General features: G+C 70.2%; 6 protein-coding genes and 1 pseudogene. 3 read left to right on the forward strand and 4 right to left on the reverse strand.

The window, feature by feature from the left end; all coding sequences use genetic code 11:
• Positions 1-1,319 (reverse strand): PP2C family protein-serine/threonine phosphatase (locus H5J26_RS26420; protein ID WP_309238078.1); only part of this gene is annotated, 1,319 nt, incomplete at its 3' end.
• Positions 1,320-1,933: 614 nt separating this feature from the next.
• Between H5J26_RS26420 and H5J26_RS26425 the strand changes: the two genes are divergently transcribed.
• Together H5J26_RS26425 and H5J26_RS26430 are read left to right on the forward strand one after the other, a co-directional pair.
• A complete protein-coding gene (locus H5J26_RS26425) occupies positions 1,934-2,686 on the forward strand; it encodes a bifunctional DNA primase/polymerase (RefSeq protein ID WP_181768482.1) in 753 nt (250 codons plus the stop codon).
• 167 nt (positions 2,687-2,853) lie between these two features.
• Complete coding sequence (locus H5J26_RS26430; protein ID WP_181768483.1) at positions 2,854-3,462, forward strand: hypothetical protein; 609 nt, start codon at positions 2,854-2,856, stop codon at positions 3,460-3,462.
• A 256-nt stretch (positions 3,463-3,718) separates the two neighbouring features.
• Here H5J26_RS26430 and H5J26_RS26435 read toward each other — a convergent pair whose 3' ends face one another.
• The 3 genes from H5J26_RS26435 to H5J26_RS26445 all read right to left on the reverse strand — a co-directional run bounded on the left by H5J26_RS26435 (position 3,719) and on the right by H5J26_RS26445 (position 6,665).
• Complete coding sequence (locus tag H5J26_RS26435) at positions 3,719-4,690, reverse strand: DUF5926 family protein (protein ID WP_181768484.1); 972 nt, start codon at positions 4,688-4,690, stop codon at positions 3,719-3,721.
• Positions 4,691-5,085: 395 nt separating this feature from the next.
• Complete coding sequence (locus H5J26_RS26440; protein WP_419183854.1) at positions 5,086-5,688, reverse strand: ATP-binding protein; 603 nt, start codon at positions 5,686-5,688, stop codon at positions 5,086-5,088.
• Positions 5,689-5,840: 152 nt separating this feature from the next.
• Positions 5,841-6,665, reverse strand: a complete 825-nt coding sequence (locus H5J26_RS26445; RefSeq protein ID WP_181768485.1) for a glycerophosphodiester phosphodiesterase — start codon at positions 6,663-6,665, stop codon at positions 5,841-5,843.
• Positions 6,666-6,868: 203 nt separating this feature from the next.
• On the opposite strand from H5J26_RS26445, the pseudogene H5J26_RS31095 reads away from it, so the two are divergent.
• A pseudogene (locus H5J26_RS31095) lies at positions 6,869-7,081 on the forward strand (protease); the annotation flags it as partial.

Consider the following 7,081-nt stretch of genomic DNA (forward strand, 5'->3'; position numbering starts at 1 on the left):
CGCGCCCGAGGCAGCGCCTGCAGCCGTGCGAACGCGCGGTCCATCTCCTCGCCGGTCCGGTGCAGCAGCCCGTCGCTGTACAGGAGCAGCGTCTCGCCTTCGTACAGCGACAGCTCGACGCTCGGGGCCTCCCAGCACGCGAGCATGCCCAGCGGCGCGGACAGCGTCGTCTCCACCCACTCGGTGCGGTGCTCGCCGATGATCAGCGGCGGGCAGTGTCCGGCGCCGGCGAGCAGGACGCGGCGCACGGACGGTTCCACGTAGGCGAAGAGCGCGGTGGCCGAGCGCGCGGGCTCGGTCAGCCGCAGAAGCAGTTCGAGATCGGAGAGCACCGCGACCGGGTCCTCGCCCTCCATCACCGCGTACGCACGCAGGGACGCGCGTAGCCGTCCCATGGCGGCCACCGTGCCGGGGCCCTTGCCGGTGACGCCTCCGACGGTGAGGCCCAACGCTCCCTCCGGCAGCGGAAGAGCGTCGTACCAGTCGCCGCCGCCTCCAGGCCCCGTCAGGTGCCGTACGGCCATCGTGACGCCCGGCACGCGCGGCAGCCTGCTGGGCAGCAGCCCCTCGCGCAGGGCGCTCAGCTCCGAGCGGGCGCGGGCGAGTTCGAGGTGCCGGGTGATCTGCTCGCTGGCACACCTCAGGTAGAGACCGAGCAGATGGCGCTGACGTGCGGTCGGTTCGGCGGGCTCGTCGTAGAGCCACACGGCGGCGCCGATGCGCGGTGTGCCGGCGGTGGCGATGGGGGTCGCGTAGCTGGCGGCGTATCCGAGACGGGCGGCGACTTCGCGGTGACGGGGATCGAGCGTGTCGTCGGTGGCGATGTCGGGATGCGTGATCTCCGGGTACCCGCGGTCCTCGAGGCCTGGGCCTGGGACTTCGGGGTCGTTGGAGCCGAGGTCGCGGCTGTGCTTGTGGCAGTCCGGTGCCGGCAGCCCGTCCAGGATCCGCGTGTACGAGGAGGAGTTGCGCGGCACCGTCTCCAGTTCGCCGATGTCTGCGCGGCCCAGACCGAGGCCGATGGTGCGCTCCGGGCTCTCGTCGTCGTCAGGTTCGAGGGCGAGGAGGCCTCTCTGTGCGCCGACGAGAGTGGCTCCCGCGCGCAGCGTCTCGCGCAGCGCGTCGTCGAGAGTGGCCGTGCCGGACAGCCGTTCGGCGAGCTCTTGAAGAGTCGTCAGATCCGTTACCCAGCTGGCCAGCCGGTCGTGCACGGCGGCCGACTGCTCGGCTGACGCGTCCGAAGTGGGGGGCGCAGTTTGAGGTGGCGGGGAGATCACGGGTTTGAATCCGGCCACTTTCGACCGCTGAGGGGCGCTCACGGGAGCGTTCTCCCGCCATGGATCTTGGTTCTGCATAGCATCGCAAACCCCCATGTCACGCTGCTCCGCTGGCAATGCACCAGATGTACACGTACCGCTAACGGGATGTCCAGCATTGGCCTTGCACTACCAATGGTGTCCATGTGGGGATGTTGACATCACGGGGGCGGGCCGTGGTTGCAAGAGGTTGGCGTAAAATCGTCTCTGAGAGACGGCATTTGCTGTCGACTGGAGCAACCGCGCACACCCGACTCGCTTCCCCGACGCTGAGGAAGCGCAGGCCAAAGGGTCGGCACAGCTGTCGCGGGTACGGAACCTGGTGAGGGAGCAGCGCGTCATATGAGGCAGCGGCCTCTCCCCTTTCCGGTTCGACGGACGGGCACAGCCAGCACGGTCAGCACGAGCGCAATACCAAGCGTTATCGAGGGCACCAGCACAGGTGGCGGCACGGCACGCGACGCCCTCGCGTGCGCCACCCCGCCACGTTCCACGCTCGGCTTACGGCACGATGCGCTTTCTTGTACGCACAGTGTGTAGTCAGTGACGTGTTGTGACGGGCTGAAAGATCTCTGTCGGGACGATCTGTTGGCGTTCACGGAAAGGAACGAGCGCACATGCGCGAGATCCTCGGAAGGCGACGCATGAACCGGTCATCGCTGCGCAACGCGGCGCTTCACTGTGCCACCCACTGGGAGTGGCCCGTACTGCCGGGAGCGACCCTCAACCCGCCCGCCTCCAACCCCGCACGCAGCTCCAAACAGCCGTCCTCCGTGGTGTGCTCCTGCCCCGACGCCGAGTGCGCGGTCCCAGGTGCGCACCCCTTCGACCCGGTGCTGCTCGCGGCGAGTACCGACGCCCGGATGATCCACTGGTGGTGGACCAACCGCCCTACGGCGCCGCTGATTCTCGCCACCGGCGGCACCGCGCCGTCCGCGTTGAGCCTGCCCGCTATCGCCGGTGCCCGCGCGCTCGCCGAGTTCGACCGCCGCGGTGAGCGGCTCGGTCCGGTCGTCGCGACGCCCACGCGGTTCAGCTTGCTGGTCGCGCCGTACGCCCTCTCGGAACTCGGCGAACTGCTCTACGCCCATGACTGGGTGCCCAGTTCGCTGCGCTTCCACGGAGAGGGCGGCTACATCGCCCTGCCGCCCTCCCACACCGGAGCCGGACGCGTCCGCTGGGAACGTGAGCCGGTGGCCGCGGACGAGCAGGAAGCCGGCCGCAGGAGCGGACGGAGCGGGGTGCGCGGTGCCGGGCGCGGCGGGCTCACCCGTGGCGTGCCGTTCCTGCCCCGCATGGAGCGTGTGCTCGACGTACTGGTCGAGGCGAGCACGACGGCACCCGGGTCGGGCACCAGCCTGACGTACTGACGCCGTCCGGCGAGGGTCTCCAGGCTGCGAGGCCGCTTCACTCGTACGGGTACGAGCTGGCCGGAGTTGTACGCGAAATGGGCGGTCGGGGCGCGGAGTTGGTCCCTTCCGCCCTATATGTTCGACTCACTGTCCCGCTCCGCCTCTCCCTCAGTGAGCCTCCCTTCATGCTTGAGCAGCAGCCGCAGCGCGGCGCGTCCCACTTCCCTCTGATCGCCCTCGCCTGCACGGTCGTGCTCGCAGCGGTCCTGCCGATCGCGGCCGCCACGGCAGGGCCTGCCGGATCCTCCGAGGAGGGGAAGGGGCTTGCGCCCTCCGCTTCGTCCGCGCCGTCGCGCGGTGCTGCCGAACGCCCCGGCGCCGGCGCCTTCGAGGCGTCGGATGCGATCGGCGGCAGAAGCGGACGGTCGACGGGAGTGCCGGAGGGCGCCTCCGTCGCCTCGTGCGGGGACGAACTCACCTCTCCCGCAGGGCTTACGGCGCAGACCTGCGTCATGTCGCAGCGTGACGAGACCTGGGCGCGTACGTACTACCGGAACGCCACGAGGTCGCCCCTGCGCGCAGCGCTGACGCTGACGCGTCCCGACGGCGGCTCCGTGCGGGCCGACTGCGCGCTGCCCGCCTCCGGGCGACGCGGCACGTGCGAGACGCCTCACGAGGAGAACAGGGGCGGAGGCGAGCGGCCCTACGCGGCGACGGCGGAGGTCGGCTCTGCCGACGGGGCGAGGATGCTGCTGCGTTCCGAGAGCAACTCGTCTGCACGCCGGGGGAGTTGAGGCTCCCGGCGGAGGGGCGTCCCGGCGGCTCGGGGGCCCGGGGAGAGCCGGGCATGAAAGAACCCGGTCGCTGGCGACGGGGGATGCACCAGCGACCGGGCTTCTAGAAAGGTAACAAGAGATCGGCCGTTAGCAAATTCGATCGCGCAGATCCGGACGTTGAATTACCTGCCACAATGCGCAGTTGTCGGCCCGATGTGACACGAGTCACGGCACACTTTCTCCGTACACCCCCTGCGGAATGGTCTGCTCCAGATCAACTCAGGGTCACCTGGCGGTTCATGAGGCCGTTGCGCGCCCGACGCTCGTCCGCCGTCAGAGGCGCACTCGTACCGAGCGCTTCCGTCAGCCGTTCGCCGAAGGCCGCCGCGGGCTTCTCGCAGTCCTCCGAGGTCATGCCGCTGGGCAGGTCCCACACGGGCACCATCAGCCCGTGCGCACGGAACGACCCGACGAGCCTGGTGTCGTCGCCGAGCGAGGAGCCGCCCGCGGCGTGCAGCCGCGCGAGCGCGTCCAGCAGCTGCTCCTCGGGGTGGGTCATCACCCACCGCAGGTGGTTCTTGTCCGGCGTCTCGCACCAGTAGGCGCCTTCGGACCCGGACAGTCGGGCCGTCGGAATCGCGGCTGAATTGGCGCGCTCCAAAGAGGCGGCGACCTCGCCGGAGGCGTTGTCGCTCTCGTCACCCAGCCAGAACTCGAAGCCGCTGTGCACCTCGGGGCTGAACGGCGCCTTGAGATCGAGAATGTCCTGGAGGCGCGGGCCGTCCGGTGCCGGGCGGCCGGCGTCCACCGGAGAACCGGGGGCGGTGGTGAAGGCACGGTTCAGCGTGTCCGCGAGGTCACGGCTGATGTCACCCGAAGCGGTGTCGTTCTGGAGGCCCAGCAGGACCTCGCCGTTGTCACGGCGCAGCGCGGGCCACGCCATGGGCAGCACCGTGGCGAGCGTCACCGACGGCACGCCCTCCGGCAGCCCGTCCTTGAGCGTCAGCGCCACGGTCGCGGCCGGGACCAGTTCGCGCATCGCGACCCAGTCCGGTTCACCGGGCAGGCCCTCGAAGGGGCGCAGCACCAGCTCGGTGGCCGCATGCGAGGCGGCACGGCCGTGACACGCCTTGTAGCGGCGGCCGGAACCACAGGGACAGGGCTCGCGTGCACCGACGACGGGGACCTCCCCGTCGACGAGCTGAGGCGCGGCGGCCTTGGGCTGAGGGCGGCGCTTCTTGGCCATGCGGGCGGTTCTCCAGGTCTGCGGCCGGCTGGTCGGGATCCGGTCGCGGTCGGGATCGGTCGGCGGACGGTCCGTGGCCGGCGTCCTCAAGCGGCCTGGCGCCCGGTGAACGAGCGGAGGCAGCGTGAGACGCACGGGCCAACTGTGGCCGTGAGCCTAGCCGCTGAGCCGGCCGTGGGACGGGCTCCGCGTGTCGGGAGCCTGACTCCCGTGGGGCGGTTCGAGCGGGCCGGGGGCGGGTGTCGCGCGGGTCCGCGCCGCCTCCCGGTGGCCGACCACCGTGTATCCGGGGTGGCCGCGGTATCTCGGGCCTCCGGCAAGTCCGCGGTCTCCGGGCGGCGTCCGCGCCGGGCGGATCCGCTGCCCGGCGACGACGCCCGTAAGTACCGGTCAGGTCAGTGCAGTTCGTCGGCGGTCGCCAGGTCCCTCGTCAGGCTGTCGGCCAGGCCTTCGCCGATGTCCCCGTCGGCGGCGAGCACCACCCAGACCGTCACGCCCTTTGCGGAATCAGTTTCGGAGTGCCGCATTCCGCAATTGATTTCGTAGAACTCCTCGCGAACGCCCCAATCGCGGGCGAGGGCACCGATGATGGCCAGCCCGCGGCCACCTCGCGCACTGATCGAAGGAGTCGCCGGAAGTGGCCTCGTGGGGCCGCCGCCGTCGGTCACGGAAATGGTCAACTCGCCATCCGTGTCACGGTTCCAGCTTGCTCGTACGGATTCGTCCCGGCTCAGCGGCCGCGCGTGCCGGCACGCGTTGCTGAGCAGTTCGGAAAGGATCAGAACGGCGTCGTCGACGACCGTGTCGGTGGCCCCGCCCGCGAGCAGGTCCGCGCGCATCTTGCGCCGCGCAGCCCCCACGCCGGCCGGGCCGTGAGGTACGGCCATCGTCGACGAAGCAGGCACGTTCTGTGCCATAACCAACGCCACCCCCGAGACCTCCTTTGCCCCACGCCAATTCGATGGATGCCCACCGAACGTCTGGCGGAAACCGGCCACGCGGCGCTGCTTGACGCAATTCCAGGGATCGAATACAGAGCCAATACGTGGGTGCACACCAGGTAAGACGTTTGCAATGAGGGCGAATTGGGCTCCCGGGGAGGCTTCGGTAAGACAGGCGAGTGTGTCGTACCTAACACTCCTGAACGCAATCAGAGTCCGCGGTGAAGTTGTGAGAGCACCTGCTGTGGCCTGTTTGTGATCACCGCGTCGACACCGAGCCGTACGCAAAGATCGACGTCCGCAGGCTCGTTCACCGTCCACACGTGCACCTCGTTGCCGAGCCGGTGGGCGCGTTCCACGTACTCGGGGTGCGCGCGCAGGATGCGCAGGCTGGGGCCGGCGATCCCGACGCCCGCGGGCAGTCGTCCGTCCCGGTGCCGCGGCAGCAGCAGTTGCATGAGGTAGACGGTGGGGATGTGCGGTGCGGCAGCTCGTATGCGGTGCAGGGACCGCGCCGAGAAGCTCATGACCCGTACGGGAGTGGCCAGGCGGTACCTGTCCAGCAGCTCCAGCAGGCGTGCCTCGACCTGGCCCGCCCAGCGGGAGGGGTGTTTGGTCTCGATGGCGAGCTCGACGGGGCGCGGGGCGTCGGACACCAGCTGGAGGAGCCGCTCCAGGGTGAGCACGGACGTACGGTCGCTCTCCTCCTGGTCGGGGGACTCGTACGGATCCTCGTCCGGACCCTCCTTCTTCCACGACCCGAAGTCCAGGGCGGCCAGATCGGCGAGCTCCAGGGCGGAGACGGCGCCCCGTCCGTTGGACGTGCGGTTGATCCTGCGGTCGTGCACGCAGACGAGGTGGCCGTCCGCCGTGAGCCGCACGTCGCACTCCAATGCGTCCGCGCCTGCCTCGATGGCCATGCGGTAGGCGGCCAGGGTGTGCTCTGGGGCGGCTTCGGAGGCACCGCGGTGCGCGATGACGGAAAGCGGGCGGGCGGGGGAGAGGCGTGACCCCCGGCGGATCTCATGGCTCACCGGGTTATCGTGCCACCGGGGTCGGGACGGTTGCCGGGGGGCCTCCGGCGGATGCGTCCGGGATTGCCCGAAGTAAAGGATTGCCTCCCGGGGTCGGGCGGCGGCTTACGCCCGTCTGACGCACGATGGGAAAGGCTGTCCGAGGACACCGAGTACGCGAACGTCCCGGCATGCGACGGCGTGCGGCTGATGAGGAGATACCCGTGAGCACCGAGAACGAGGGCGCTGCCGCCACGCCAGCGGCGGGGCCGAACCCCACGCCCCCAACGGTGCACGACAGGGGCGCGCACAACGCCGCCGCAGGCGGCTCCACACCTGAAGGCGCCGAGACCCAGGGGCTGAACATGGGCAAGCCGGCTCATCCGGGACACGCCAGGAACACGCCCTCACGAGAGACGAGGAGGCCGGGAGATGGC

This window comes from Streptomyces albidus (ex Kaewkla and Franco 2022) (genome assembly GCF_013870515.1).
GTDB lineage: Bacteria > Actinomycetota > Actinomycetes > Streptomycetales > Streptomycetaceae > Streptomyces > Streptomyces albidus.